Source organism: Polaromonas sp. P1_F2, assembly GCF_056405735.1.
Window position 1 is genome coordinate 172427 of the sequence record NZ_JBFUBN010000001.1, and the last position, 23329, is coordinate 195755.

The following is a 23329-nucleotide window of genomic DNA, read 5'->3' on the forward strand; positions in this document are numbered from 1 at the left end:
AGCTCTGGAGATTCCCTTGACCGCCACGACCCAATCCCATCCCCTGGCCGCCCTGGACACACCGGCCGCCGTGATCGACCTGCCGCGCATGCAGCGCAACATCGAACGCATGCAGCAGCGCATGAACGCGCTGGGCGTGCGCTTCCGCCCGCACGTCAAGACCAGCAAATGCACGCCGGTGGCGCGCGCGCAGCTGGCCGCCGGCGCGCAAGGCATCACGGTTTCCACGCTCAAGGAGGCCGCGCAGTTTTATGCCGACGGCTTCAGCGACATCCTGTATGCGGTCGGCATGGTGCCGGCCAAGCTGCCGCAGGCGCTGGCGCTGCGGCGCCAGGGCTGTGACCTCAAAATCATCACCGACAGCGTGGCCTCGGCCGCGGCGATTGCCGATTTCGGCCGTGAGCACGGCGAAAAGTTCGAGGTCTGGATAGAGATCGACAGCGACGGCCACCGCTCCGGCATCAAGCCCGGCGAGGCCGCCTTGATTGACGTGGCGCGTGCGCTGCACGAAGGCGGCATGTTGCTGGGCGGCGTGATCACGCATGCCGGCTCCAGCTACGACCTGCACACGCCCGAGGCGCTGGTGGCCATGGCCGAACAGGAGCGCGCCGCCTGCGTGCAGGCCGCCGAGCGCCTGCGCGAAGCCGGCCTGCCTTGCGCGGTGGTCAGCGTGGGCTCGACGCCGACGGCGCTGTCGGCGGCGCAGCTCGAGGGCGTGACCGAAGTGCGCGCCGGCGTGTATGTGTTCTTTGACCTGGTGATGCACAACATCGGTGTCTGCGCCACGGACGACATCGCGCTCAGCGTGCTGACCACGGTGATAGGCCACCAAGTGGAAAAAGGCTGGGCCATCGTCGACGCCGGCTGGATGGCCATGAGCCGCGACCGCGGCACGCAGAAGCAGGCCCACGACTTCGGCTACGGCCAGGTCTGCGACGCCGAGGGCGAAGTGCTGGCGGGTTATGTGCTCAGCGGCGCCAACCAGGAGCACGGCATTCTCTCGCGCGAAGGTGCGCCCGACACCGACATCGCCACGCGCTTTCCGGTTGGCACGCAGCTGCGCATTTTGCCCAACCACGCCTGTGCTACGGGTGCGCAGCATCCTGAGTACCATGCGCTCGGGGAGAACGGCGAAGTGGCGACCTGGCCGCGGTTATACGGCTGGTAAAAAGACCTTTCTAGCGGCACATGCTGTAGCCGCCCGTTTCGAGGTGAAAGTGGTCTTTGTGTACTGCGTTGTAGTCCGGGCCCAGCACACCCTTGAAATATTTGCAGGCGCCTTCGTGCGCCTCGCGCAGCAGCATTTCCTTGGGCTTGAGCGGCGTGGCGGCGTCTTCGCCGGCCCAGTCTTTGAGCACCGTGATGCGCTGGCCGTCGGCCAGGGTCAAGGCTGAGATGTCCAGCGCATTGGCCGTGGCGTGGCGGCTGCGCGCGCGGGCCGGGGCATTGGGCTGCGCGCCTTCGCCGCGGTTCACGTTGCGGCAGGCATAACTGCCCAGGTGGTCTATGCCGGCCACGCGCTGGCCCATGTGCTTTTGCGCCGCGGGCTGCAGCGCATGCCTTTCCCACATGAAGAAGCTCAGCGCCATCGGGCAGCTGAGCGGAAACGGCGCGCCCATGCGGACCGCCGCCGTGCGCAGCCGCACCGCGTTCTGGAAGCCGCAACCCTCGCCCGTGCTGCGGTCGGGCAGGATGTCGTACTGCATGCCCGTGGTCGCCAGCGCGGCCTGGCAGCGCTCCGGGTCGTTGCGCGCACGCGAGAGCTTGTAGCGGGTCAGCAGGCCGGGCGGGGCCATCACGTCCAGCGGCGCCCAGGGGTTCAGCTGCGGGGGAATCCGGATCACGTCGGTGTAGACGCCGTAGACACCGGTGGCGAGGGCGCTCCACAGCAGCAGCGCCAGCCAGCGGCCCCAGCGCAGGGGCCTGGCTGGCGGTGGGGGTGTCGGGTCTTGCGTGGGGAACGGCTCCTGGGGCATGCCTGTTTATAGCTGAGGCGCCTCGGGGCGCTTCGCCGTACGAAAAAATTTGTAGCAATCGCCATGCATCTCGCCAATCCCTGGCTTGATCCGGCATCATGCGGGCATAAGCATTGCATCCCCTCATGTTCCCCTTCGCAACGGAGTTTTGATGGCTGACGACCCGACCCCCACACCACCGCCGCTGGCCGAAAGCCGGCGCCACCAGATGTTTCCCGTGCTCAGCGCGGCGGAGATCGCGCGCATCCACCGCTTCGGCACGGTGCTGCATTTCCGCAAAGGCGACAGGCTGTTCGCCGCCGGCGAGCCCGGCCCCGGCATGTTTGTGATGCTCAAGGGCTCGGTCACCATCACGCAGCGCGACGGCCTGGGCAATGTGGTGCCCATCGTCACGCAGGGCCCGGGCCAGTTCCTGGCTGAGGTCGGCCAGCTCTCGGGCGCGCCGGCGCTGGTCGACGGCCATGCCGAGGACGACGTAGATACCCTGCTGGTGCCGCCCGGCCAGCTGCGCGCGCTGATCATTGCCGAGGCCGACCTGGGCGAGCGCGTGGTGCGCGCACTGATCCTGCGGCGCGTGGCGCTGATCGAGGCCGGCGCCAGCGGCCCGGTGCTGATAGGCCGGCCGCAATCGGCCGCCGTGGTGCGGCTGCAAAGCTTTTTGAACCGCAACGGCGAACCGCATCACGTGGTGGACATCGCACAAGACACCGATGCCGCCGCGCTGATGGAGCAGTACGGCGCCGCCGCGGGCGACGTGCTGGCGGTCTGCCCCGACGGCTCGGTGCTGGTGAACCCTGGCGAAAACCAGCTGGCCCGCTGCATGGGCATGGTCGACACGCTGGAGCACCCCGAGCTCTTCGACGTGATCGTGGTGGGCGGCGGGCCCGCCGGCCTGGCGACGGCGGTGTATGCCGCCTCGGAAGGCCTGCAGGTGATGGTGCTGGATTGCAGGGCCTACGGCGGCCAGGCCGGCGCGAGCGCGCGCATCGAGAACTACCTGGGCTTTCCGACCGGCATCTCGGGCCAGGCGCTGGCCGGCCGCGCCTATGTGCAGGCGCAAAAATTCGGCGTGGAGATGCTGATCCCGGCGCAGGCCCAGTCGCTTGACTGCGCGGCCAAGGCCATCAAGGGCGAGCTGCATGTGAAGCTGACCGACGGCCGGACCCTGCGCGCCAAGACCGTGGTGGTGGCCAGCGGCGCGCGTTACCGCCGGCCCGAGGTGCCGCGCCTGGCCGAGTTCGAAGGCCGCGGTGTCTGGTACTGGGCCTCGGCGCTGGAAGCCAAAATGTGCAGCCAGACCGAGGTGGTGCTGGTGGGCGGCGGCAATTCGGCCGGGCAGGCGGCGGTGTTTTTGTCGCAGCACGCGGCCAAGGTCAACATGCTGGTGCGCGGCCCCAGCCTGGCGGCCAGCATGTCGCGCTACCTGATAGACCGCATAGGCGCCACGCCCAATATCGAGCTGCTGCCGCAGACCGAGGTGGTCAAGCTGCACGGTGACGGCAACGCCGGCCTGAGCGCCGTCACCTGGCGCCACCGCCAGCGCGGCACCGAGCATGACGCCGAGGTGCGCAACGTGTTTCTCTTCGTCGGCGCCGACCCGGAAACCGGCTGGCTGGACAGCTGCGGCGTGGCCATAGACGCGCACGGTTTTGTGCGCACCGGCGAGAGCGTGACCTGCAAGCACTCCGACTACAAACCCGCGCCGCTGGAAACCAACATCCCCGGCCTGTTCGCCGTGGGCGACGTGCGCAGTGGCTCCGTCAAGCGCGTGGGCGGCGCGATAGGCGAGGGCGCCGCGGCGGTCGCGATGATTCACCAGCACCTGGCAGCGATGGAGCGCGCCGCTGCTGCCGCCTGAAAGGAAACCACATGCGTATCAAACCCTGCAGCCATGTCCCCGCTGAAATCCATTCACCGAATTCAAGAGGCTGCGAGGAGTGCCTCAAGACGGGCGACACCTGGATGCATTTGCGCTTGTGCGTGCACTGTGGCCATATTGGTTGCTGCGACGATTCCAAGAACCAGCATGCGAGCAAGCACCATGCGGCGACGGGACACGCGGTGATCCAGTCCTTCGAGCCTGGTGAAAGCTGGATGTGGTGTTACGACCACCAGTTGCAAGTCGGTTAGGAGTCGGCTCTAAGGACCGGCAGGCGGTGGCGCCGCCTTGGTGGCCTTGGTGAACTCGGTCGTGGCCACCATCACCGGACTGGAGCGCGGGCTGCGCTGCCAGTGCTCGTCGGCGGCTTTCTGCACCGCGTCCTTGTCGTAATTGCCCTTGGACAGGTCGGCCCAGACATGCACGTAGGTTTTGCACCAGGCATCCCGAGCCTCGTTGATTTTTTCCTCGGAGAGTTCGGGGTTCGGTTCCGGGTCGGGGATGGGATCGGAGGCCATACGTCATCCTAGCGGGATGGGGCGGGCGAGTCCACTGCGGTAACTTCAGTGGGCAGCTATTTGCACCACTGCTTCTCGCAGGGAATGCCGTCGTTGTTCCCATCCATCTTGGTACCGGGGCAATTTTTCAGGAAAAAGGTTGCCTCTGCGCATGAAGTCATCTGTGAGCAGTAAGTCCGGCCGTCGCACTTGAACGGACTGGCCGCCGCGGGTGATGCCGGCGCGCCGGGAAACAGGGCGGCCGGCTGAGCGGCGATGGTAGGCAGCTGTTCTTTTGTCACGGACAGGTGCTTCGCCTGATACCTGACGAAGCCCTGCCATCCCAGAAGGCAGAGAAGGGCGATGACGAACAGGCGTTTCATGTGTCCGCCATGTTGCCGGATTTTCAGGGATTCCGGTAGGTTTTGTCGCTGTGCGGCGCCGCCGCGAACGCAGGCAACTGCTCGGCCCGCGCCGAGAACTCACGCAAAGCCGGAAAGTCCGCCGCATTCACCACCTCGGGCAGCATGGCTTGCGTGAAATGCCAGGCGATGTCCGCGGTGACACCGTCCTGCCCCATGGTGTCGCTGCTCACCCTTGCGGTCAGGCGCCGGCGTGCCTATGGCGAGGCGTAAACAAATTCGGTATAGCGGATTCTGGTGGACTGCCACTCATCCTTCAGATAGAGAGGCAAGTAAAACCTGGCGTCCGGCAAGTAGGCGTAATCAGCCTGGCGCGGGGCGCCCGTCTTTGGCGTGATCTGGCAGGATACGGCCCAATAGTCTCCGGTCAAGGATGCATTCAACTGCGACGCGGGGGAGCTGGTTGCTGCCACTTTGCAGTTTGCCGATTCGATGCGTTGAAAATCGTTGGTACGCCCGAAAAGTCCAGACGTTTTGAATTGGACCGCAGTTTCGGTTTTATACGAAAACTCGCTGCCGGGCGCGGGACTGCAGATGGACGGAATGCTCGCCTCAAAGGCGGACAGCTTGAGGCGACTGCTGACGTCAATGCCCGACTTGATGCTGAACGGCAGGAACGCCTTGCCGGCAGGCACCGCGGACGTTACGGATGTGTCCACATTGCTCCCGGATTCCACCAGCAGAGGTAGCAGGCCGCACAAGCTCATACCGCGGCCGGCCCCATTGCTTGATGAGGACCGGAAGGCCGTGCTGCCCGTGACTCCTGTCAGTCCATCCTCAAGCACCGTGATGATGCTTTTTTCATCCGCGTATGTTTTGGATAAATTGGCTTTGTGGTCAATTTCGTGGGCGGCGGAAAAGCGTTCAATGATTCTCGCCGCTTTGCCTTGCGGAACGTGCTCCAGGATACGGGCCTGAAGTTCGGGGCTCAACACAAGCTCCATATCCGCGCTGCGCGCCTTGGAGGCCCAGACAAGCAGTATGGCGCCTAGCAGGATCAGGTGCATTGGCTTGGCATGGCTGCCTGCGCCCGTAACGGGAGTGGATTTCATTTTTTGACTATCTTCTCAGTGACGGGACGCTGCGTGTCGGCATCCTCAATCCACACGGAAGAGCCTTCTTTCCTGAGCTCTCCTTTGACCACGTACTTGCCATTGGGCTGCGGAGAAAAATCCACCACGCCTTCGACCGAGAAGAAGGTGCCTGCCATCTGGCTCGCAATCGCCTGTATGGGCGCCGCCGTGGTATGGGTGGCGCGCAGTCCGACTTTCATGGGTTTGGCCGGCACCTGGCGCTGGATGATGCTCGTGCTCAGCGAAAACCCACGGCCGTGGCTGGCGGCGGCCGTGGCGCCTATGCTGCTGTCGATCCGGTTACCGTCTACGTCGCTGAGCACGAACAGCTGGGCCTTGCTGCCGTCTTCGGAGAAGCCGCTGTCCGCGACCGTGGCAACAGGTCCTGTGTAACCCTCCGGAACCGGTTTGTAGCTGGCGCAACCTGAAAGAGCAGCAAGAAAGAGGGCGGGCAGGAGGAGTTTGAATTTCATGGTGATGTTTTGATGAGCTGGATGTTGTAGCGAAAGAGCAAGTTTGCAGGCGGATGCCGGCAAGTTTTTGCGTGGTATGACTTCATGTTTGGAAAAACCCCGATGAATCCCGATTGATTCTAGATGCCGCACCCGGCGCGTCCCCGGCGCCTCACTTCACATAACCATTCGCCTGAAGCGCCGCCTTCACGTCGGCCGGCCCCCGCACCTGGACTGCCTGCAGCCCGGCGGCCCTTGCGCCTTCGACGTTGTCCGGGTGGTCATCAAAGAACAGGATGGCGTCGAGGGGGACTCCTATCGCCTGGGCAACGTATTCAAAAGCCCGTCGCTCGGGCTTGCGGCAACCCATTTCAGACGACACAAAAATGCACTCGAATGACTGTGCCAGGCTCGGGTAGCGAGCTGTCCATACGGCCTGGTGTGTGACGTTCGTGTTGGAAAAAACGTAGCACGGAATATGGGCACGCGCTTCTTTAACCAGCTTGATGGTCTCGGTGATTTCGTCGCCGAAAATGGCGTTCCAGCCTTCGGCGATACGCGCCGGATTGTTCTGTAACTGCAGGTTGACGGCCAGGTATGCGAAGTACTCCGCTGCCGTGATTTCGCCTCGCTCATGCTGCTGGTAGGGCAGGTCAAGCGCGAATTTGGCTTTCAGTTCCTGAAGGGATAGCCGGGAAACCGGCTGCCAGTGTTCAAGCACCCGGTTGAAATCAACGTCGATTAAAACCCCGCCTAGATCGAAGAGCAGCGCCTGGACTTTGTGGGTTTCCATGTTGCCGCGGCCTATGCGCCTTGGTAGATTTTGTCGCTGTGCGGCGCCGCCGCGAACGCGGGCAACTGCTCGGCCCGCGCCGAGAACTCACGCAAAGCCGGAAAGTCCGCCGCATTCACCACCTCGGGCAGCATGGCTTGCGTGAAATGCCAGGCGATGCCCACGGTGACACCGTCCTGCCCCATGGTGTCGTTCGCCACGGCCAGGGGTTTGCGCTGCAGCTGCGCTTCAAGCTCGCCATAGGCCGCCAGTAGCTGGCCGGTCACGCGCGACACCCAGGGCTGGTGCAGTTTTTCGGCGGGACGCAGGTGGCGCTCGTAGACGATCTGCACGCTTTTTTCGCAGGCGGCCAGGGCCAGGCCGATGACGCGCAGCGCCTGCTGGCGCTCGGCCAGCGTAGAAGGCATCAGGCTTCTGCCGGCCGGTGCCTGGGCTGCCAGTGCTTCGGCATAGTCGATGATCAGCGTGGAGTCCATCAGCACCATGCCGTCGTCGCAGACCAGTGAGGGGGCTTTCACCACCGGGTTGATGGCGCGGAATTTTTCGAAGGTGCTGAATACCGAGATTGATTGGTGCTCGAAGCGCAGGTCCAGCAGTTGCAGGGAGATGGCTACGCGGCGGACGTAGGGGGAGTCGAGCATTCCGATGAGTTTCATTTGGTGTCCTTTTTGAGGCGCCGCGCCGCGCCTCGGGCGGGTGGGGGCTCATCGTATCAAGGGTTAGGGATGTTGGTTGGGTCTTGCGCCGGCGGGGCGCTGCTTCTGTGCTCTTTGCTGAGTGTTGCTGGCCGGGGTCGCCCGGCGGCGACTCACTTTTCTTTGCTTCGCCAAAGAAAAGTAAGCAAAAGAAAGGCGACCCGCAGTCTGGGTCCCTACGCTTCGCTTCGGGCAACCTGCGGTGCTCGACTCCGGCGGGGTCTCGCTAAACTCGCTTCGCTCAAACAACGCGATCCCTGATCCGCCTACGTCTGCGCTCCTCGGCCCAGCCAGGACGGGACAATCGGGAGCGGGAGCGGGAGCGGGAACAGAAGACAGAAATACAAAGAACAAACCAAGACAAACAAGGACTCGCCGTGGCGAGTCCTTGTTTCTTAGGTATTGGTATTCCTCCCCACCCCTTGTGGATGCGCCGAGGAGCGCAGGGCCAGACGGATCAGGGATCGCGTTGTTTGAGCGAAGCGAGTTTAGCGAGACCCCGTCTGGACCGAGCACCGCAGGCTGCCCGTAGCGAAGCGCAGGGACGCAGCAACCAGGGTCGCCTTTTCTTTTGCTTACTTTTCTTTTGGCGAAGCAAAAGAAAAGTGAGTAGCCGCCGGGCTACCCCCGGCCAACTACCCTCAGAGGAGAGCACAGAGGAGAGCGCGCGCGCAGGCCGGTGCAAGACCCGGCCCGCCACCCTCAACAGAGGGGCAATTGACAGAAAACACCACCGTACCGCACATTACGCAGTGGCATAACAAACACAATCAGCGCCTGAGGAGGGCCCCATGAAACACCAAGGACTTGCAACGCTGTGCGTTGCCGCAGCTATCAGCATCACGCTCGCAGCCTGCGGCAAGAAGGAGGCGGCCCCCCAGCCTGCGGCTACTCCCGCGGCCGCCCCAGCCCCCGCGCCTGCAGCAAGCCCCGCATCCCCTGCGGCCGCGGCACCCGCGGCGCCCGCTGCCTCGGTACCTGCGGCGTCAACCGACCCGGACAACCCCACACCCTTGCCGGCAAAAGAGATCAAAGGCACCGGCATCAAGCAAAAGCTGACCTACTACTACGCGCTGAACGCGGGCGCCGGCACCGTCAAACTCACGGCGACGGCCAAGAATTCACCGAGCGGCGCGACGCAGGCATTGGCATTTGGGCTGTATGACCTCAAGGCCAACAAGCTTTGCTCCGAATCACACGGCAACACCAATGCCGACAAGACCATCGTGATCAACTGTCAGGTCGAAAAAACCCAGCCGCTCATCCTGCGGCTGGACCTCAGCGAAGAGACCATTGATTACGCGGTGGCGCTGGAAGGCCCGGTTGAGTTGCCGCCGCCCCAGGCTGCCGGCGCCGCCAAGCCTGTCGCGGGCGCGGGCTCCACCGACATCGACGAGCCGACCCGCCTCAAGGGCAACCGCATCAAGGGCGAGGGCATCAAAAAGGCGGTGTCCTATTACTACGCCTTCAATGCCGGGCCGGGTGAGCTGGTGGTGACGGGCGACGGCAAAAACACCTCGGCCGCCATGAGCAACGCCCTGACGGTGGGCTTGTACACCTTGCGCTCGGAACGGCTGTGCGAGCTGTCTCTGGGCAACACCACCCTGGACAAGCGCGGCGTGATGAGCTGCAAGGTCGACAAACGCCAGCCGGTGATCCTGCGGCTGGACCTGTCGGGCGAGACGGTGGACTTTCGCGCCAAATTCGACGGCCCTTACGACTTCGATGAATTCACGCCGTCCAAGGTGGTGACCATCGCGCTGGATTCCGCGGTGCTGTTCGATACCGGCAAGGCGGTGCTTAAGCCGGAAGCCCGGCAGACGCTGCATGAGGCGGCCGATCGCGTGAAGAAGTTCGCGGATGCGGCGGTGATGGTGTCCGGGCATACCGACAACGTCGGCAATGAGGCCAGCAACCAGGCGTTGTCAGACAAACGGGCCGCCGCGGTGAAGGACTATTTTGTGTCGCAGGAAGGCGTGCCGGCGGCGGGCCTGGCGGTGAAGGGCTATGGCAAGTCGCAGCCCGTGGCCGACAACGCCACCGAAGAGGGGCGGGCCCGCAACCGCCGCGTGGACGTGGTGATCACGCCAAAAGGAAAGTAGGCAAATAAGACATTAACCAGGCAGGCCCGGCTTCATGCCAATTTGCCGGGCGTGTTTTGCGGGGGCGGCGGGCGGGCGCGCAAGGGCAGCAGCAGCGCCGCCAGGTGCCGCTGGCGGCGCACAAGCTCCAGCAGGATCAGGGGCAGCACCACCCCGGCGGCAAGGCTTGCCGCGCCGACAAGCATCTCGTTGTGGCCGACATGGGACAGCATCAGGAAGATTCTTCCCTGGGTGACGTAATGGAACAGCAGGATGAACAGGCTGCCTGATCCTACGTAGCCCAGCGGCCGCCGGAACGCCGCATGCGGCTGCAGCAACGACGAGGCGCACAGGACAAGGTAAATGCCCAGCGCCGCCTGTGCCGTGGAGATCAGGGGGTTGCCGTAGGCCCTGAGGCCCAGGTCCATGGGCACGTCAAAAAAGCAGTGCAGCGCCGCGAACGCGACGGCCGATAGCAGAAACCCGATGGCGCTGAAACGCAGGGCCGCCACCCGCTTTGCGAGCAGGAACCCGGACAGCATGAAGGCCGAACTGATGAAGCCCAGGTCCAGGCTCCACGGCAGTCCCGGCACACGGTCCAGGCCCATGAAGGACAGCTTCGTCGTCCCGGTTTGCCAGAACCTGTCGATGAACACGATGCCTGTCGCCAGCAGGCCGGCAGTGATCAGCCAGAGCCAGGCCGGGCGATGCTTGTCCAAGGCCAGGGTCGCGCGCAGGATGGCCAGGGACAGCAGCGACGCCACAAAAAGATCCGGCAAAAACCACAGCGGTGTCCACGCGATGGTGGGCGCGCTGGCATAAAGAACACCGGAAAAATAGACCAGCGGGGTTGTGGCGGCGAGCGGCATCAGGCGCGGGAGCAGCATCTCCGCGATGCCCAGCAGCACCAGGACGACGAAGTAGGGTTTGAGAATGGCATCGGCGCGTGACAGCGCAAACTTCCCCCACTGCACGGAATCCTTCAGGAACAAGCCCGAGAGAAAAAAGAACAGGGGCAGGTGAAAGGAATAAATCACCCGGAAGAGCTCGCCTCTTTCGTGCAGCACGATAGGGTTGTGCCCGAGCACGACCAGGATGATGCCAAGGCCCCTGGCGATGTCGATGGTGGCGTTGCGGCGGGTCATGCGTGTGGTCGGGTCGTCGATGCGGCGCGGACGGCTGGCGCCCGGCTGCGGCAACGAGAGAGGGGAGAAATCCCTGGTCGCATCCATGGTAGCAAGGCTTCAGGATGAGCCTGTGTGAGTCTGTGACAAAGGGCACAGGATGTGCTTGGCGAAATCCCACTTCAAATTTCCATCTACGGACAATTGCCCGAAATCCCCGCCGGGAAATGGAATATGGTCCGGCATTCGGCGATCCCCGGAAGCCCTTCAAGCCCGATCCGCCGCAAGCCAGCCGCCCCTCAGAGGAGACCACCATGGCATTTGTGATCAAGCCCATTGCCCGGGATGTTTTTGATTCGTTCTGGACACCCGATGTGAAACGCGACATCCGCAAGTTCGCCCAGTCCCGGCATGACACGTCCAGCGAGCTCCAGCACCAGACCTGGGCGATTGATGAAGGCGTCAAGGCCTGCCTGCTGCCGGTTTCCCTGGCCGGCAAGCCGGATGCCGCCTGGTGTTATGCCTTTGTGATGAAGGGCGAGTTTGCCGTGGTGCGGCAGGAAAGCTATTGCGTCTATTCCTTTGTCGGCATATCGCCGGGCCTGAGGAACAAGCGCGACGCCGTGAAGCGCCTGATCGCGGAGGCGCTGCGGGTGGGCGGGGAGTTCCTGGACGGCAGGGCCGGCGACGACGGGCTGTTCGCCGTGCCGGATGCGCAGTTCATGCGGTCCTGACGGCCGGCTCGCCGGCCCTCATTTCTTTACACCAGCCGACGTATCGATTGTTTCTTCCAGACCAGGCGGTAATACGCCGTCTGCAGGCACAGCATCGCGACAAAGGTGACGGGGTAGGCGATCCAGATGCCGTTGACGCCGATGCGGTGACTCATGACCCAGGCCACGGGCACCTCGACCAGCGCGATGCAAAAAATCGAAATGCCCATGGGCACCCACACCGTGCCGCTGGCGCGCATGACGCCCGAGACCACGCCCTGCATGCCGAAGACCACACTGCTCCACAGCATGATGTGCAGCAGGGTTTGCGACAGCTCGATCACCGGTTCGCTGGTGATGAAAAGCCCCATCAGGTGGCGCGAGAACAGGTAGCCCAGCAAGACCAGCACGCCGGTCAGCGCCAGGTTCATCTGCAGGCCCGTGCGGGTGATGGTGCCCAGCCTGTCGGTGCGGCCCGCACCTATCGCCTGTGCGCCGAGGATGGAGGCGGTGATGGCGATGGAAATCGCCGGAAACTGAACATAGGCCACCACCTGGTTCACCGCGCCGTAGGCCGCCGTGGCGTTGGAGCCGTAGCCGTTGACCAGCGAGAGCAGCGCGATCTCGGCAAGAGAGATGACGATCAGCTGCACGCCGGTGGGCACGCCGACCCTCAGCACGGTTTTCAGGATGGCGGGGTTCACGCGCAGGTGGCGCCTGAACTCGGCATCGGGCGCCAGCGGGCTGTTGATGGCGTGCAGGCGGCGGGCCAGCCAGCCGGTTGCGATGAGGAAGGACAGGATGGTGGCCACCGCGCTGCTGGCGACGCCCAGCTTCGGCAGGCCGCCCCAGCCCAGGATGAGCGCGGGCGTCACGACCAGGGCGCAGGCGGTTGAAATGCACAGTGTGTAGAGCGAGCTCACCGTATCGCCCACGCCGCGCAGCATGGAGGTCGACAGCAGGAAAACGAACAGCCCCGGCATGGCGATCAGCATGATGCGGGCATAGAGCGTGGCATCGGCCAGGATGTCGGGTGGCGTGCCCAGGGCCTTGAGCAGCGGCGCGGTGAAGGCGCCGCCAAAGACGGCAATCGCCAGGCCGAAGCTCGCGCCCACCGCCAGCGTGGTGCCGGCCACGGCCTTGACTTTGCCGGTGTCGCGCGCGCCCCAGGCCTGGCCGATCAGCACCGAGGCGCCTGCGCCCAGCCCGATGGTGAAGGCAATGAAGAAAAACATGATGGGGAAAAAGCTGGTGACAGCCGCCAGCGCCCCCACGCCGATCATCTGGCCGATGTAGATGTTGTTGATCGTTCCAGAGAGCGATTGCAGGATGTTGCTGAGCAGCATGGGGCCGAGGAAAGCCGCGAAGGTCTTCCACATCGGCACGCTGTCGCTCAGGGCTTTGGGTGCGATCGGCTTCATTCGGCGCTCCAACTGGTGGCGGCCAGTTTCGCCAGCTGCAGGCGCAGGTCTTCGGGCCAGGGCGCGACCAGGTGTTCAAACTTCGGCCTGTCGCCGGCGAACAGCGCGCGGCTGGCTTCTTCAAAACCGGGCAGGTCGCCGGCCATCTCGCTCATGAAACGGTAGGCGTTCTCGCGCGAGGCGCGCACGCTGACGCGGCCTTCGTTTGCCTTGCGGGATTCGTCGACCAGGCGGCGCAGGGTGACCGAGGCGCCGCCGGGCTGGCTGCCCAGCCATTCCCAGTGGCGGGGCAGCAGCGTGACTTCACGCGCCACGACACCGAGCTTGGGCCGGCCGACCGGGCGCGCGGCGGAGGCTTCCGTTGCGGGTGCTTGCGCGGCAGCGGTGGGTGAGGGCGCGGCCTCAGCCTCGGGCCGCAGGTCCAGGTCTATGCGTTCGCCGGTGGCGTCGTTGAACACGCGGACCAGCGTGTCTTCGGTGAGGGGCAGTTTGCGCAACGCGCTGACGACCTGTGCGCGGTCACCGGCGGCCACTTGCCGGAAGCCGGCGAAGGCGACCAGGCGCGGGGAGGGTTCAGGAGAGGAAGGAGATGACATTGGAATTAGCTCGGTAAACAGTGAACGGAGAGGGATGGTTTCATCCGGGTGAATTAATTCTATAACACCCGGGTATAAGAAAGCTAGATTTTCTTTAAATCCGGGTGTAATTATTTGTATAGTCTGAATTCATCTAATTAACTTATTTAATATTCTTTTGAGTTTGAGCCTCAAGCTTCTACATTCGCTGTCTGTTCACAAAAAGGGCTGCCGTGCTTCCACAAGGAGCGCGAGGGCGACAAAGGTCTAGCGGGATTTCATGATCGAACTCAAAGGTATTTTTCAGACCTACAAGGGCTCCACGGGCCCGGTCGAAGCGCTCAGGGGCGTCGACCTCCACATCCAGCCGGGCGAGGTCTACGGCATCATCGGCCGCAGCGGGGCGGGCAAAAGCTCATTGGTGCGGGTCATCAACCTGCTGAACCGGCCTTCCGCTGGCCAGGTCCTGGTGGGAGGCCGCGAGCTGACGGCCCTCAATGGCGACGCCTTGCGCGTGGCGCGCCGAGACATCGGCATCGTCTTCCAGCACTTCAATTTGCTTTCGTCCCGCACGGTCTACGGCAACGTGGCCCTGCCGCTCGAAATCGCCGGTTTGCCGGCCGCTGAGATCAAGGCCCGTGTCGAGCCGCTGCTGGACCTGGTCGGCCTGAGCGCCCTGGCGGACCGCTACCCGGCGCAGATCAGCGGCGGGCAAAAGCAGCGCGTGGGCATTGCGCGCGCGCTGGCGAACCGGCCCAAGGTGCTGCTGTCGGACGAGGCGACCTCGGCGCTGGACCCGGAGACCACACGCTCCATCCTGGGCCTGCTGCGCCAGATCAACAAGGAGTTCGGCCTGACCATCGTGCTGATCACCCACCAGATGCAGGTCATCAAGCAGGTGGCCGACCGCGTCGCGGTGATAGACGCCGGCCGTATCGTCGAAAGCGGGCCGGTGATCGACGTCTTCACGCGCCCGCAACATGAAACCACGCGCAGCCTGATCGCCGAGATCGTGCCGCAGGACCTGCCGGACAGCGTGCTGGCGCGCATACGCACCCTGATGAGCGCCGAGCATCCCGAAGAAGGCCAGCTGCTGCGGCTGGCGTTTGCCGGAGACGAGTCGGACCGGCCCTTGCTGTCGGACGTGATACGCCGCTTCGGCATCGATCTGTCCATCGTGCACGGCCAGGTCGACGAAATCCAGGGCAAGCCTTTCGGCTCGCTTGCGGTGTTCGCGCGCGGTGCGCGGGCGCAGCTCAATGCGGCGGTCGCGCATTTGCGCGGCGCTGGTGTGCATGTCGACGAGGTCGGCGGCGATCTGACAGGGAGGCTGGCCCATGTTCAGTAATTTTTCGCAGGCCCTGCTGGAGCTGTTTGTCAGCTCGCTCTGGGAAACCATCGTCATGGTCGGCATCTCCGGCCTGGTCGGCGCGCTGATCGGCATTCCGCTAGGCGTGTTCCTGCGGCTCACCGACGAGGGCGGCGTGCTGCGCAATGCCGGCGCCAACCGCGTGGTCGGCGGCCTGGTGAACGCCGTGCGCTCCACGCCTTTCATCATCCTGCTGGTGGCCATCATTCCGCTCACGCGGTTTTTGACGGGTTCGTCCATAGGCACGGCGGCCGCCGTGGTGCCGCTCACCATCGCGGCCGCGCCCTTTGTCGCGCGGCTGGTGGAGGCTTCGCTGCGCGAGGTGGACCACGGGCTCATCGAGGCGGCGCAGGCCATGGGCGCGACCACGCGGCAAATCGTGCTCAAGGTGCTGCTGCCCGAGGCGCTGCCCGGCATCGTCGCGGGCCTGACCATCACCTTTGTGAGCCTGACGGGGTATTCAGCCATGGCCGGCGCGATTGGCGGCGGCGGGCTGGGCGACCTGGGCATCCGCTACGGCTACCAGCGCTTTTTGCCCGAAGTCATGCTGGCCGTGGTGCTGGTGCTGATCCTGTTTGTGCAGGCGGTGCAAAGCCTGGGCGACTGGGCTGTGCGCAGGTTGAGCCACAAATGAGGGTGGCCCTCGTCTCATCTTCGGAGAGGGCAAGACAACAGCGATGTTGATTCCCTGAATTCCTCCCTCCCCCACTGGGGGAGGGCAGGGGTGGGGGCCAGCGGCGGTTGAACAGCTGCCTGGCTTGCGACGACCGCCGGCCCTCACCCTAACCCTCTCCCAGGGGGAGAGGGGACAAGATCAAGAACAAGCATTTTCAATTCATCCAAAAGGAAACACCATGAACAAACGCAGCCTCATCCAGTCCGCCATCGCACTCGCGCTGGCCGCATCCTTGCCCGCCGCCGTGCTCGCGCAGGACAAGCCTTTGAAGATCGGCGTCACCGCCGGCCCGCACGCGCAGATTTTTGAGCAGGTCAAAAAAATCGCCGAAAAAGACGGCCTCAAAATCCAGATCGTCGAGTTCAGCGACTACATCCAGCCCAATGCCGCGCTCGCCGCCGGCGACCTGGACGCCAACAGCTACCAGCACAAGCCCTTCCTCGACCAGCAGGTCAAGGACCGCGGCTACAAGATCGTCAACGTGGGCTATACCGTCAACTTCCCGATCGGCCTGTATTCCAAGAAGGTCAAGAGCCTGGCCGAGCTGAAGGAAGGCGCGCGCTTCGGCATCCCGAACGACCCGACCAACGGCGGCCGTGTGCTGCTGGTGCTGCAGGACAAGGGCCTGATCAAGCTCAAGCCCGAAGCCGGTCTCAAGGCCACGCCGCTGGACGTGATCGAGAACCCCAAGAAGCTCAAGTTCGTTGAACTGGATGCCGCCCAGCTGCCGCGCTCACTTGACGACCTGGACGCCTCGGCCGTCAACACCAACTACGCGCTGTCCGCCGGCCTGAACCCCAAGGACGCGATCGCGCAGGAGGAGGCCAAGTCGCCTTACGTCAACCTGCTGGCCGTGCGTGAGCAGGACAAGGACAAGCCCTGGGTCGCCAAGCTCGTGAAGGCCTACCACTCGGAAGAGATCCGCAAGTTCGTGCAGGCCGAGTTCAAGGGCGCTGTATTGGCCGGCTTCTAAACCACGGCTGAGGCGCGCGCATGTCGCACCTGCTGACGCTTCCCGACGCCGGCGCCTTGTCCATACGCGCCAAGGCGCTGGTGTTCGAGGACCCCGGCTCGGTGGCCTTGCTGGAGCGCGTGGAGCAGGTCGCGCCCACCGACGCCACGGTGCTGGTGATCGGCGAGACCGGCACCGGCAAGGAGTTGCTGGCGCGCCGCGTCCACCAGGGCAGCGGGCGGCGTGGGCCTTTCCTGGCGGTGAACTGCGGCGCCTTCAGCGAAGCGCTGATCGATGCCGAGTTGTTCGGCCATGAAAGCGGCGCCTTCACCGGTGCATCGCAGGCGCGCGCGGGCTGGTTTGAATCGGCCAACGGCGGTACGCTGTTTCTCGACGAGATCGGCGACCTGCCGCTGGCCCTGCAGGTCAAGCTCCTGCGCGTGCTGCAGGAGCGCCAGGTGGTGCGCCTGGGCTCGCGCAAGCCCATCGCGCTGGATGTGCGCCTGATCGCGGCCACCAACGTCGACCTGCGCAACGCGGTGGCCGCCGGCCATTTCCGCGCCGACCTTTATTACCGCATCAGCGTGGCCACACTGGAGCTGCGCCCGCTGTATGAACGCCCCGGCGACATCCTGCCGCTGGCACGACATTTCCTGGCCAGCTACTCGGCGCGCCTGGGCATCACCGGCGCCAGCCTGGCACCCGATGCCGAACAGGCCCTGCTTGCGCACGACTGGCCGGGCAATATCCGCGAGCTTGAAAACGTCGTGCATTACGCCTTGATCGTCGCGCCCAGCAGCAGGCTGACGGCGGTGGACTTGCAGGTGAACCAGCGCTCGGTCGCGGGCGCTTCGCGTAGCGGCAGAGCGCCGCCGGTCGCGCCGGCCGTGGAGGCGGTGCCGGCTGTGGATGCGGCAGCGGCTCCGGCCCCCGAAACCGATCTACTACGCGAGGTCCTGCTGCAGCGCCTGCATGCGGCCCAGCCCGGCCTGTTCAACCAGGTCGAGGAAACCCTGGTCAAAACCGCGTATGAGTTCAGCGGCGGCAACCAGGTGCACACCGCGCGCCGGCTGGGCCTGTCGCGCAACGCGCTTCGGACCCTGCTCAAACGCCACGGCCTGCTTGATGCCGGCCCTGAGCTTCCCGAGCCGGTCGAGCCGGCGGACGCCGACTGAACAAGCGCCTGATGGCCGTGCCGGCTGCTGCATTTCACCCAGCGCCATGAACCCGGTGTTGGTTGGCAAGCCGGCACTGTCTGGTTTGCAACAGGCCCGGCCTTTCCGCACCTGGAAAACGCCGCTTTCACGCGTCTTTTGCTGGCATGACTTCTGCCTCTTCTGCCTTTTCAACCCAGGCCGCAACGGCCACACGCAAAGGCAGCCCATGACCCAACTCCATTCTTCCCAATCCGTCCTTGACATCACGCCGGTCGCCGGCCGCATAGGCGCGGAAGTGCGCGGCCTGCGGCTGTCGGCGGACATCTCCGGCGACACCGTTGTGGCGCTCAACCAGGCGCTGCTCAAACACAAGGTGCTGTTCCTGCGGGGCCAGCAGCACCTGGACGATGCCGCGCAGGAGGCCTTTGCCCAGCGGCTCGGCGACCCGGTGCCGCACCCGACGGTGCCCTCGCGCCAGGGAAGCGGCTACATCCTGGAACTCGATTCTGCGCACGGCGGCCGCGCCAACTCCTGGCACACCGACGTGACCTTCGCGGTCGCGCCGCCGAAGATCTCGGTGCTGCGCGGCGTGGTGATTCCGCCCTGGGGCGGCGATACCGTCTGGGCCAATACCGCCGCGGCCTACCAGGGCCTGCCGCCCGCCTTGCGCGAACTGGCCGACAAGCTGTGGGCCGTGCACGGCAACGATTACGACTACGCCGCGCAGCGCACGGAGAAGGACATCTCGGATGAGGGGGCCAAACACTACCGCGAGGTCTTCACGCGCACCCTGCATGAGGCCGAGCACCCGGTGGTGCGCGTGCACCCCGAGACCCGCGAACGCGCGCTGGTGCTGGGGCACTTCGTGAAGAAGCTGGTGGGTTACTCCAGCACCGACTCGCAGCACCTGCTGTCGGTGCTGCAGGAGCACATCATCCGCCTGGAGAACACCGTGCGCTGGCGCTGGACGCAAGGCGACGTCGTGATCTGGGACAACCGCGCCACCCAGCACTACGCCATCAACGACTACGGCGACCAGCACCGCGTGGTGCGCCGCGTGACCTTGGCGGGCGACGTGCCGGTCAGCGTGGACGGCCGGCGTTCGGTGGTGCATGCAAAGGCGGGGCAGCCCGGCAGCGCCGGCAAGAGCGCCGCGGTGCCGGTGGCTGTCGCAGCCTGAAATTTTCCTGAAGCAAGGCAAAAAAAAAAGGCCTGCGGCATAAAACCGCAGGCCTTGGAAATCCCACCCAGGGGACACGATGTATGTAGGCTAGGCGGCTTTCCGCGCTTTGACGGTGAACTGGTTGGCCGGCCGGTCCAGGCCCAGGTTCTCGCGCAGGGTGCTGCCCTCGTATTCGGTGCGGAACAGGCCGCGCCGCTGCAGTTCAGGAATCACCAGCTCGACGAAGTCGTTCAATGATTCGGGCAGTACCGGCGGCATCACATTGAAGCCGTCGGCGGCACCGTTTTCAAACCACTCCTGCATCCTGTCGGCGATGGTTTGCGGCGTGCCCACCACCACCCAGTGGCCGCGCGCGCCGGCCAGGTATTCGTAGAGCTGGCGCACGGTGAGCTTGTCGCGTCGGGCCAGCTCCAGCACCACGTGGGCGCGACTGTTCTGGCCTGGTGGCGGCTCGGGGATGTAAGGTGGCGGCGCGTCCAGGTCCCACTTCGACAGGTCCTCGCCCGGCCAGAAGGTATGCAGCGTGTTCAGGCCGACTGCTGGGTGGATCAGCTTCTGCAATTCGGCCCACTTGGCGTCGGCTTCTTCCTGCGTGCGGCCGACCACCGGGGAGATGCCGGGCAGCACCAGCAATTGCTCGGGCCGGCGGCCGTATTTGGCCAGCCGGCCTTTGACGTCGCGGTAAAAGGCCTGCGCTTCGGCCAGGCTGGTCCAGGCGGTGAAGATGGCTTCGGCCGAAGCGGCGGCCAGTTCCCTGCCGGGCTCGGAAGACCCGGCCTGCACGATCACGGGGTAGCCCTGCGGCGGGCGCTCCAGGTTCAGCGGGCCGCTGACCTTGAAGTACTTGCCCGAATGCTTGATCGCATGCACCTTGGCCGGGTCGAAGTACTTGCCCGACACCGGGTCGCGAAAGAAGGCGTCGTCTTCAAAACTGTCCCAGAGGCCCTTGACCACGTCGATGAACTCATGCGCCTGCTCGTAGCGCACGGCGGGCTCGGGGTGCTTGTCCAGGCCGAAATTGCCGTACACGTTGTCGGCGCCCGTGGTCACCACGTTCCAGGCGGCGCGGCCCTTGCTGAGGTGGTCGAGCGAAGCAAACTTGCGCGCCAGCAGGAAGGGGTCTTCATAGGTGGTGGACGCCGTCGCCACAAAGCCGACGTGTTTCGTGACGGCCGACAAGGCGGCCCACAAGGTCACCGGCTCGAAGTAGGACACCCGGCCCTGGCGGCTGAAGGCCTCGTCGTCGCCGTGAAAGGCCATGCCCGGGCTGTCGGCCACAAAGACCTGGTCGAAGAGGCCGCGCTCGGCGATCTGCGCCACCTCGATGTAGTGGTCGATGTTGACGCCCGAGTTCACCTGCGAGCCGGGGTGCCGCCAGGCGGCGATGTGGTGGCCGGTCGCCATGATGAAAGCGCCCAGGCGCAGTTTGCGTTGAGTCATGAGAATGTCTTTCTGTCGATCAGAGAATGAGTTTTAGTTGCGGGCCTGGAGGGGTTTCCACGCCGTGAAGTGGCTCTCGAGCTTTTCCAGCACGAAGTTCAGGGTGACGCCGATGGCGGTGATGGCGATGATCCCGAAGTACATGTCGGCGATCAGGAAGCTGAACTGGGCGTAGATGATCAGGTAGCCCAGCCCGGCCTTGGCGCCCACCATCTCGGCCGCGATCAGCACCAGCATGGCCGAGGCGGCCGCCAGGCGTATGCCCACGAAGATGGTCGGGACCGATGCCGGCAGGATCACCTTCAGGAACAGCTGTCGTGAGGACGCGCCCATGGTGCGCGCCGACTTCACCAGCAGCGGGTCGACCTGGCGCACCGCCGAGATGGTGTTGAGCAGCAGCGGCCAGGCGCAGGCGTAGACCACGATGGAAAGCTTGGACACCTCGCCAATGCCCAGCAGCAAGAGGAACACCGGCAGCAAGGCCAGCGGCGCGGTGTTGCGCAGCAGTTCGATCAGCGGGTTCAGGGCATTGCCCAGGCGCTGGTACCAGCCGATGGCCAGCCCCAGCGGGATGGCGAGCACGATGGCCAGCAGCAGGCCGCCCAGCGAGCGCGCCAGGCTGATGGAGGTGTGTTCCCACAGCTGGCCGTTCAGCGCCAGCGCCCAGCCGGCGGCCAGCACTTCGCTGAGCGGCGGCAGGAAGGTCGGGTCGGTCAGGCCGAGGCGGGGCGCCAGCTCCCAGAGCAGGGCCAACGCCACGATCAGGCCGGAACGCCAGGTGGCATTGGCGAGCTGGCGGTAAAAGCGCAGCCACGCCGGTGGTGTTTGGGCTTGCTGCGTTTGTCGCTCCGCATGCGTGGAAGGTGCGGAAGGTGCGGAAAGGTCTCCCGCGTTCAGGGCAATATCAGACATGGGCGGGTTCTTTCTTTTGGGCTTGTGAGGCAATGCGCGCGCGGCGCTCCTGGCGTGCAGAGGCGACCTCGTCATGCAGCTGCGACCAGATCTCGTGGCGCAGTTCACCGAAGAGCGGCAGCGAGCGCACGTCGTCGGTGCCGGCGCGCAAGGATTCGGGGATGTCCACGATGCGCTTGATGCGGCCGGGGCGCGTCGTCATGATCGCCACGCGCTGGCCCAGCACCACCGCTTCGTCGATGCCGTGGGTGATGAACACAATGGTTTTGCCGGTGCGCTGCCAGATTTCCACGAGTTCTTCCTGCAGCGTCTCACGCGTCTGCGCGTCGAGCGCGGCAAACGGTTCGTCCATCAGCAGCACCTGCGGTTCATAGGCCAAACTGCGCGCGATGGCCACGCGCTGCTTCATGCCGCCTGAGAGCTCATGCGGAAAGCGGTTGGCAAAGTCGGTCAGGCCGACCAGCGCCAGGTAGTGCGCGGCCTTTTCGCGCCGGGCGCGCTTGCCCACGCCCGCCACCTCGAGCCCGAAGGCCACGTTGTCCAGCGCCGTGAGCCAGGGGAAGAGGGCGTACTGCTGGAACACCACGCCGCGGTCGCGCGCCGGGCCGGTCACGGGCCGGCCGTCGATCAGCACGCGGCCGCTGGTGGGCAGCGTCAGGCCGGCCAGCAGGTCCAGCAGCGTGGACTTGCCGCAGCCGCTGGGCCCCACCAGCACCAGGAATTCGCCGGGCTTCACGTCCAGCGTGACGTCATGCACCGCGACAAAGCGCTTTGCGGCGCCGCCGTCGTCCGCGCGCACGGTGAACTCCTTGCTGACGTTTTCAAAACGGATCTTGGCGGCGCTCATTTGGCGGACGCCAGCTTGTCGGCGTTGGTGAAGTAGGGGTTGAAGGCATTGGTGTAGAGGTCCGCGGGCTTGACCTGGCCGGGCTTGAGCAGCCCATCCTTGACCAGCCAGTTGATCCAGATCTGCAGCTCGGTGTCCTTGATCACGCCGCCGGCTCCCGCCACGCCGGTGCTTTTCCAGTACTGGATGCTGTCGGCGCTTTCGGCGCGCTTGCGGGCTTCGATGATCTTGACGAAGCGCGCCCGTACGTCGGCGGCCGGCGTGTTGCGCGCCCACTCGATGGCGCGCGCCAGCGCCGACACCAAATGGCGGCTGGTGTTGGGGTTCTGCGCGATGAACTTGTCGTGCAGCACGATGCTGCCCGCGGTGAAGTTGCCGTACAGGGCACGGTCGGTGAAGAGCGGGCGTATGCCGCCGCGCTCCAGCGCCTTGTCGCGCAGGACACCGCCCAGCGTGGTGACTTCCACATGGCCCTGGCGCAGCGCCTGCTCGCCGGTGACCGGCGGCGTCACCACCAGCGTGACCTGCTTGGCCTCTGCGTCGGTGAGCTTGGCGCGGTCCAGGTATTCGCGCACCATGAACTCGTGGTGCGCGCCCAGCGTGTTCACGGCGATCTTTTTGCCGATCAGGTCGCGCGCCGACTTGATCGGGCTGTCTTCCTTGACGTAGTAGCCAGTCCAGGTGTTTTCGTCCACACCGTAGTAACCCAGCACCGCCTTGATGGGCGCTTTTTTGGCCAGCAGCTTGACGACCGCGCCGTTGAAGGCGCCGCCCAGGTCGACGTCGCCGGTGACCACGCTCTGGATGTCCTGCGGGCCGCTGATGGTGTTGCCCACCCACTTGGCTTTGAGCGGGGCGAGGTAGCCGAGGTCCTCGGCCAGCTCTATCCAGGTGACCTGGCCTACCCAGCCCTGGTAGCGGATGTCGGTTTTTTCAAGCGGTGGAGCAGCATGGGCCTGGGTAGCGAGAAGGCCGAAGGACAAAGCGGCAAGGCCGAGTAAGCGGGTGATGGTCATGGCGTGAGGAGTGAGTGGTTGACGCGCTCAACATCGCAGCATCCATGCCAGTGATTTGGAGTGTTTTTCGGTGGTT

Annotated in this window: 25 protein-coding genes; 10 read left to right on the forward strand and 15 right to left on the reverse strand. The window is 64.9% G+C overall.

The window, feature by feature from the left end; all coding sequences use genetic code 11:
- Positions 1–16: 16 nt before the first annotated feature.
- Positions 17–1168 (forward strand): DSD1 family PLP-dependent enzyme, encoded by a 1152-nt coding sequence (locus AC1D0O_RS00850; RefSeq protein WP_477651662.1) that lies wholly within the window; start codon positions 17–19, stop codon positions 1166–1168.
- A 10-nt stretch (positions 1169–1178) separates the two neighbouring features.
- Here AC1D0O_RS00850 and AC1D0O_RS00855 read toward each other — a convergent pair whose 3' ends face one another.
- The gene (locus AC1D0O_RS00855) at positions 1179–1976 is read right to left on the reverse strand and encodes an extensin-like domain-containing protein (protein ID WP_477651663.1); all 798 of its coding nucleotides are present in this window, start codon (positions 1974–1976) and stop codon (positions 1179–1181) included.
- Positions 1977–2127: 151 nt separating this feature from the next.
- On the opposite strand from AC1D0O_RS00855, the gene AC1D0O_RS00860 reads away from it, so the two are divergent.
- Positions 2128–3834 (forward strand): FAD-dependent oxidoreductase, encoded by a 1707-nt coding sequence (locus tag AC1D0O_RS00860; RefSeq protein ID WP_477651664.1) that lies wholly within the window; start codon positions 2128–2130, stop codon positions 3832–3834.
- Between the two features lie 11 nt (positions 3835–3845).
- On the forward strand, positions 3846–4106 hold the full coding sequence (locus tag AC1D0O_RS00865) for a UBP-type zinc finger domain-containing protein (RefSeq protein ID WP_477651665.1): 261 nt from the start codon (positions 3846–3848) through the stop codon (positions 4104–4106).
- 9 nt (positions 4107–4115) lie between these two features.
- Here AC1D0O_RS00865 and AC1D0O_RS00870 read toward each other — a convergent pair whose 3' ends face one another.
- The 7 genes from AC1D0O_RS00870 to AC1D0O_RS00900 form a co-directional block, all read right to left on the reverse strand.
- Complete coding sequence (locus AC1D0O_RS00870) at positions 4116–4373, reverse strand: hypothetical protein (protein ID WP_477651666.1); 258 nt, start codon at positions 4371–4373, stop codon at positions 4116–4118.
- Positions 4374–4429: 56 nt separating this feature from the next.
- Positions 4430–4735, reverse strand: coding sequence for an excalibur calcium-binding domain-containing protein (locus AC1D0O_RS00875; RefSeq protein WP_477651667.1), 306 nt, complete (start codon positions 4733–4735; stop codon positions 4430–4432).
- A 23-nt stretch (positions 4736–4758) separates the two neighbouring features.
- On the reverse strand, positions 4759–4947 hold the full coding sequence (locus AC1D0O_RS00880) for a glutathione S-transferase family protein (RefSeq protein ID WP_477651668.1): 189 nt from the start codon (positions 4945–4947) through the stop codon (positions 4759–4761).
- A gap of 24 nt (positions 4948–4971) precedes the next feature.
- Positions 4972–5826, reverse strand: coding sequence for a hypothetical protein (locus AC1D0O_RS00885; RefSeq protein ID WP_477651669.1), 855 nt, complete (start codon positions 5824–5826; stop codon positions 4972–4974).
- Positions 5823–6320 (reverse strand): hypothetical protein, encoded by a 498-nt coding sequence (locus AC1D0O_RS00890; protein WP_477651670.1) that lies wholly within the window; start codon positions 6318–6320, stop codon positions 5823–5825. The genes AC1D0O_RS00885 and AC1D0O_RS00890 overlap by 4 nt, the downstream gene beginning before the upstream one ends.
- Before the next feature lie 151 nt (positions 6321–6471).
- Positions 6472–7092: an HAD-IA family hydrolase gene (locus AC1D0O_RS00895; protein WP_477651671.1), complete on the reverse strand. Its 621-nt coding sequence runs from the start codon at positions 7090–7092 to the stop codon at positions 6472–6474.
- A gap of 11 nt (positions 7093–7103) precedes the next feature.
- A complete protein-coding gene (locus AC1D0O_RS00900) occupies positions 7104–7748 on the reverse strand; it encodes a glutathione S-transferase (RefSeq protein ID WP_477651672.1) in 645 nt (214 codons plus the stop codon).
- 830 nt (positions 7749–8578) lie between these two features.
- On the opposite strand from AC1D0O_RS00900, the gene AC1D0O_RS00905 reads away from it, so the two are divergent.
- Complete coding sequence (locus tag AC1D0O_RS00905) at positions 8579–9889, forward strand: OmpA family protein (protein ID WP_477651673.1); 1311 nt, start codon at positions 8579–8581, stop codon at positions 9887–9889.
- A gap of 32 nt (positions 9890–9921) precedes the next feature.
- Here AC1D0O_RS00905 and AC1D0O_RS00910 read toward each other — a convergent pair whose 3' ends face one another.
- Positions 9922–11100, reverse strand: a complete 1179-nt coding sequence (locus AC1D0O_RS00910) for an acyltransferase family protein (protein WP_477651674.1) — start codon at positions 11098–11100, stop codon at positions 9922–9924.
- A gap of 206 nt (positions 11101–11306) precedes the next feature.
- Here AC1D0O_RS00910 and AC1D0O_RS00915 point away from each other — a divergent pair, with 206 nt between their 5' ends.
- On the forward strand, positions 11307–11726 hold the full coding sequence (locus AC1D0O_RS00915; RefSeq protein ID WP_477651675.1) for a hypothetical protein: 420 nt from the start codon (positions 11307–11309) through the stop codon (positions 11724–11726).
- 26 nt (positions 11727–11752) lie between these two features.
- Here the strand turns inward: AC1D0O_RS00915 and AC1D0O_RS00920 are convergent, their stop codons facing one another.
- Positions 11753–13126 carry an MATE family efflux transporter gene (locus tag AC1D0O_RS00920; protein WP_477651676.1) on the reverse strand — a complete coding sequence of 458 codons (1374 nt, stop codon included), beginning with the start codon at positions 13124–13126 and terminating at the stop codon, positions 11753–11755.
- The gene (locus tag AC1D0O_RS00925; RefSeq protein ID WP_477651677.1) at positions 13123–13722 is read right to left on the reverse strand and encodes a DUF2239 family protein; all 600 of its coding nucleotides are present in this window, start codon (positions 13720–13722) and stop codon (positions 13123–13125) included. Before AC1D0O_RS00925 ends, AC1D0O_RS00920 begins: the two co-directional genes overlap by 4 nt.
- 259 nt (positions 13723–13981) lie before the next feature.
- Between AC1D0O_RS00925 and AC1D0O_RS00930 the strand changes: the two genes are divergently transcribed.
- The 5 genes from AC1D0O_RS00930 (at position 13982) to AC1D0O_RS00950 (ending at position 19035) form a co-directional block, all read left to right on the forward strand.
- On the forward strand, positions 13982–15049 hold the full coding sequence (locus AC1D0O_RS00930) for a methionine ABC transporter ATP-binding protein (RefSeq protein ID WP_477651678.1): 1068 nt from the start codon (positions 13982–13984) through the stop codon (positions 15047–15049).
- A complete protein-coding gene (locus AC1D0O_RS00935; protein ID WP_477651679.1) occupies positions 15039–15704 on the forward strand; it encodes a methionine ABC transporter permease in 666 nt (221 codons plus the stop codon). Before AC1D0O_RS00930 ends, AC1D0O_RS00935 begins: the two co-directional genes overlap by 11 nt.
- Before the next feature lie 220 nt (positions 15705–15924).
- Entirely contained in the window at positions 15925–16719 is a 795-nt protein-coding gene (locus AC1D0O_RS00940; protein WP_477651680.1) for a MetQ/NlpA family ABC transporter substrate-binding protein, read from the forward strand.
- Between the two features lie 20 nt (positions 16720–16739).
- Positions 16740–17873, forward strand: a complete 1134-nt coding sequence (locus AC1D0O_RS00945; protein ID WP_477651681.1) for a sigma-54 interaction domain-containing protein — start codon at positions 16740–16742, stop codon at positions 17871–17873.
- A gap of 208 nt (positions 17874–18081) precedes the next feature.
- A complete protein-coding gene (locus AC1D0O_RS00950) occupies positions 18082–19035 on the forward strand; it encodes a TauD/TfdA dioxygenase family protein (protein ID WP_477651682.1) in 954 nt (317 codons plus the stop codon).
- Between the two features lie 90 nt (positions 19036–19125).
- On the opposite strand, the gene AC1D0O_RS00955 is transcribed toward AC1D0O_RS00950, so the two are convergent.
- Genes AC1D0O_RS00955 through AC1D0O_RS00970 form a run of 4 tightly spaced genes read right to left on the reverse strand, consistent with a single transcriptional unit; the run spans position 19126 to position 23253 of the window.
- Entirely contained in the window at positions 19126–20478 is a 1353-nt protein-coding gene (locus AC1D0O_RS00955) for an LLM class flavin-dependent oxidoreductase (protein ID WP_477651683.1), read from the reverse strand.
- A 33-nt stretch (positions 20479–20511) separates the two neighbouring features.
- On the reverse strand, positions 20512–21390 hold the full coding sequence (locus AC1D0O_RS00960) for an ABC transporter permease (RefSeq protein WP_477651684.1): 879 nt from the start codon (positions 21388–21390) through the stop codon (positions 20512–20514).
- On the reverse strand, positions 21383–22237 hold the full coding sequence (locus AC1D0O_RS00965) for an ABC transporter ATP-binding protein (RefSeq protein ID WP_477651685.1): 855 nt from the start codon (positions 22235–22237) through the stop codon (positions 21383–21385). Before AC1D0O_RS00965 ends, AC1D0O_RS00960 begins: the two co-directional genes overlap by 8 nt.
- Positions 22234–23253 carry an ABC transporter substrate-binding protein gene (locus tag AC1D0O_RS00970; protein ID WP_477651686.1) on the reverse strand — a complete coding sequence of 340 codons (1020 nt, stop codon included), beginning with the start codon at positions 23251–23253 and terminating at the stop codon, positions 22234–22236. Before AC1D0O_RS00970 ends, AC1D0O_RS00965 begins: the two co-directional genes overlap by 4 nt.
- Positions 23254–23329 lie beyond the last annotated feature (76 nt).

Coding starts and splice junctions, on each gene's coding strand:
- AC1D0O_RS00855 (WP_477651663.1), bottom strand. CDS start 1,976: ATGCCCCAGGAGCCGTTCCCCACGCAAGACCCGACACCCCCACCGCCA.
- AC1D0O_RS00860 (WP_477651664.1), top strand. CDS start 2,128: ATGGCTGACGACCCGACCCCCACACCACCGCCGCTGGCCGAAAGCCGG.
- AC1D0O_RS00865 (WP_477651665.1), top strand. CDS start 3,846: ATGCGTATCAAACCCTGCAGCCATGTCCCCGCTGAAATCCATTCACCG.
- AC1D0O_RS00870 (WP_477651666.1), bottom strand. CDS start 4,373: ATGGCCTCCGATCCCATCCCCGACCCGGAACCGAACCCCGAACTCTCC.
- AC1D0O_RS00875 (WP_477651667.1), bottom strand. CDS start 4,735: ATGAAACGCCTGTTCGTCATCGCCCTTCTCTGCCTTCTGGGATGGCAG.
- AC1D0O_RS00885 (WP_477651669.1), bottom strand. CDS start 5,826: ATGAAATCCACTCCCGTTACGGGCGCAGGCAGCCATGCCAAGCCAATG.
- AC1D0O_RS00890 (WP_477651670.1), bottom strand. CDS start 6,320: ATGAAATTCAAACTCCTCCTGCCCGCCCTCTTTCTTGCTGCTCTTTCA.
- AC1D0O_RS00895 (WP_477651671.1), bottom strand. CDS start 7,092: ATGGAAACCCACAAAGTCCAGGCGCTGCTCTTCGATCTAGGCGGGGTT.
- AC1D0O_RS00900 (WP_477651672.1), bottom strand. CDS start 7,748: ATGAAACTCATCGGAATGCTCGACTCCCCCTACGTCCGCCGCGTAGCC.
- AC1D0O_RS00905 (WP_477651673.1), top strand. CDS start 8,579: ATGAAACACCAAGGACTTGCAACGCTGTGCGTTGCCGCAGCTATCAGC.
- AC1D0O_RS00910 (WP_477651674.1), bottom strand. CDS start 11,100: ATGGATGCGACCAGGGATTTCTCCCCTCTCTCGTTGCCGCAGCCGGGC.
- AC1D0O_RS00915 (WP_477651675.1), top strand. CDS start 11,307: ATGGCATTTGTGATCAAGCCCATTGCCCGGGATGTTTTTGATTCGTTC.
- AC1D0O_RS00920 (WP_477651676.1), bottom strand. CDS start 13,126: ATGAAGCCGATCGCACCCAAAGCCCTGAGCGACAGCGTGCCGATGTGG.
- AC1D0O_RS00925 (WP_477651677.1), bottom strand. CDS start 13,722: ATGTCATCTCCTTCCTCTCCTGAACCCTCCCCGCGCCTGGTCGCCTTC.
- AC1D0O_RS00930 (WP_477651678.1), top strand. CDS start 13,982: ATGATCGAACTCAAAGGTATTTTTCAGACCTACAAGGGCTCCACGGGC.
- AC1D0O_RS00935 (WP_477651679.1), top strand. CDS start 15,039: ATGTTCAGTAATTTTTCGCAGGCCCTGCTGGAGCTGTTTGTCAGCTCG.
- AC1D0O_RS00940 (WP_477651680.1), top strand. CDS start 15,925: ATGAACAAACGCAGCCTCATCCAGTCCGCCATCGCACTCGCGCTGGCC.
- AC1D0O_RS00945 (WP_477651681.1), top strand. CDS start 16,740: ATGTCGCACCTGCTGACGCTTCCCGACGCCGGCGCCTTGTCCATACGC.
- AC1D0O_RS00950 (WP_477651682.1), top strand. CDS start 18,082: ATGACCCAACTCCATTCTTCCCAATCCGTCCTTGACATCACGCCGGTC.
- AC1D0O_RS00955 (WP_477651683.1), bottom strand. CDS start 20,478: ATGACTCAACGCAAACTGCGCCTGGGCGCTTTCATCATGGCGACCGGC.
- AC1D0O_RS00960 (WP_477651684.1), bottom strand. CDS start 21,390: ATGTCTGATATTGCCCTGAACGCGGGAGACCTTTCCGCACCTTCCGCA.
- AC1D0O_RS00965 (WP_477651685.1), bottom strand. CDS start 22,237: ATGAGCGCCGCCAAGATCCGTTTTGAAAACGTCAGCAAGGAGTTCACC.
- AC1D0O_RS00970 (WP_477651686.1), bottom strand. CDS start 23,253: ATGACCATCACCCGCTTACTCGGCCTTGCCGCTTTGTCCTTCGGCCTT.